Here is a 2284-nt window from a genome sequence, read left to right on the forward strand (position 1 = left end):
GGGTCTGCTCGGCGAGGGTGCGACGATCGTGGAGTCGACGAGCGGGACGCTGGGGCTGGGTCTCGCGCTCTCCGGGATCGTTTTCGGGCACCCGGTCACTGTGGTGACCGACCCCGGCCTGGACCGGGTCGTGCGGCGCCTGCTGAACGCCTACGGCGCGACCGTCGACACCGTGGCCGAGCCGCACCCGGACGGCGGCTGGCAGCAGGCCCGACGGGACCGGGTCCGAGCGATCCTCGACCGGGCCGGCCCGGACGCCTACTGCCCGGACCAGTACCGCAACCCGGACAACGTCGCCGCCTACGCCGGACTGGGACATGAACTCGTCAGCCAGTTCGAGCGGGTCGACGTCCTGGTGTGCGGCGTCGGCACCGGCGGCCACTCCGCCGGCATCACCGCCGTGCTGCGCGAGCGCTGGCCCCGGCTCCGGCTGGTCGGGGTCGACGCGGTCGGCTCGACGATCTTCGGGCAGCCGGCCAGACCCCGGCTGATGCGCGGGCTCGGCAGCAGCATCTACCCCGACAACGTCGCCTACGCCGCGTTCGACGAGGTGCACTGGGTGGCCCCCGCAGAGGCGGTGTGGACCTGCCGGCGGCTCGCCGCCCGCAGCTACGCCACCGGAGGCTGGAGTGTCGGCGCCGTTGGACTGGTCGCCGCCTGGGTCGCACGCGTCTCACCGGAGGGCAGCCGGGTGGTCGCGGTCTTCCCGGACGGGCCTCACCGCTATGCCGACTCGGTCTTCGACGACGAGTTCTGCCGACGCCACGAGCTCGCGGCCGGGCCGCCCGCCCTCGAACCAGACGAGATCGGCCGCTGCGACGAACGCGAGGTCCTGCGCTGGACCCGATGCACCACGGTCACCGACCCCTGCGGGCGACGCCGCCGCACCGGCGATCCGACCGCGCGATGACAGCTCTGGTCGCCACGACGCGTTCCTTCGACCGCCCGGTCCGGCTGCTGTTCGTCAACCAGTTCTCGATCAACATCGGCTTCTACATGCTGATGCCCTACCTTGCCGCCCACCTGTCCGGCGAGCTCGGACTCGCGGCCTGGCTGGTCGGGCTCGTGCTGGGCGCCCGCAACCTCAGCCAGCAGGGCATGTTCCTGGTCGGCGGGTACCTGGCCGACCGGCTCGGCTGCAAACCGCTGATCGTTGCGGGATGCCTGCTACGCACCGTCGGTTTCGCGCTGCTCGGCGTCGCGTCATCGCTGCCCGCGCTGCTGGTCGCCTCGGCCGCGACCGGGCTGGCAGGCGCGCTGTTCAACCCGGCGGTGCGGGCCTACCTCGCCGCGGAGGCGGCCGAGCGGCGCGTCGAGGCGTTCGCGGCGTTCAACGTCTACTACCAGGCGGGCATCCTCGCCGGACCGCTCGTCGGGCTCCTGCTCACCGGCGTGAGCTTTCGCCTGACCTGCGCCGTCGCGGCGTCGATCTTCACGGTGCTGTCGGTGTTGCAGCTGCTGGCATTGCCGAACCGGCCACCTGCCCCGAGCGCGTCGGCCACCCGATCGGTGCGGGCAGACTGGGCGGTCGTCGCCCGCAACCGGACGTTCCTGCTGTTCGCCGGCGCGATGTCCGCCTCCTACGTCCTGTCGTTCCAGATCTACCTGGCGTTGCCACTGCACCTGCGGCAGGTCGTCGGGGACGGTGCGCCCGCCACTGCTGCCATCACCGCCGTGTTCGTGGTCTCCGGACTCGTCGCGATCCTGGGCCAGCTGCGGCTCACGGCCTGGTGCCGGCGGCGGTGGGACTCCCGGCGGGCGATCGTCGCCGGGGTCGCCGTCATGGGCCTGGCGTTCGTACCGCTGCTGGTCACGGCAGCGCCGCCGCTGCGCGCCGACCCGCTCGACGCCACGACCGCGGGTCTCGGGGACTACCTCGTGGCGTTCGCCACCGCGGTGCTCACAGCGGCGCTGCTGACGCTCGGCACCGCCATCGCCTACCCATTCGAGATGGACACGGTCGTCGTGCTCGCGCGCGACCGTCTCGTGGCCACCCACTACGGCCTCTACAACAGCGTCGCCGGTGTCGGCATCACACTGGGGAACCTCGCGGCCGGGGCCGCGTTCGACGGCGCCGCGCAGGCTCCCGTTCTGCCGTGGGTCCTCCTGGTGGCGACGGGCCTGGTGAGCGCGGCAGCGATCCATGCCGTCACGGGACGCAGACCCGCCACGTCTGACAGCCGGGACGGGACCGCCACGGGGGCCGAGTCACGGCCGTCGAGCGAGGTCTCCGTCGAACGGTCGTGACGTCGGCCCGACGTCGTCGGGCCGGCCAATCCCCCTT

2 protein-coding genes are annotated in these 2284 nt (G+C 72.7%); both read left to right on the forward strand.

Annotation, left to right across the window (positions count from 1 at the left end; genetic code table 11):
• The coding region (locus DD1DGNOD_RS23775) for a PLP-dependent cysteine synthase family protein (protein ID WP_131771066.1) at positions 1-910 on the forward strand (910 nt) is incomplete at its 5' end.
• On the forward strand, positions 907-2247 hold the full coding sequence (locus DD1DGNOD_RS23780; RefSeq protein ID WP_131767005.1) for an MDR family MFS transporter: 1341 nt from the start codon (positions 907-909) through the stop codon (positions 2245-2247). The genes DD1DGNOD_RS23775 and DD1DGNOD_RS23780, both read left to right, overlap by 4 nt.
• Positions 2248-2284 lie beyond the last annotated feature (37 nt).

It is taken from the genome of Candidatus Protofrankia californiensis (assembly GCF_900634765.1).
Lineage (GTDB): Bacteria > Actinomycetota > Actinomycetes > Frankiales > Frankiaceae > Protofrankia > Protofrankia californiensis.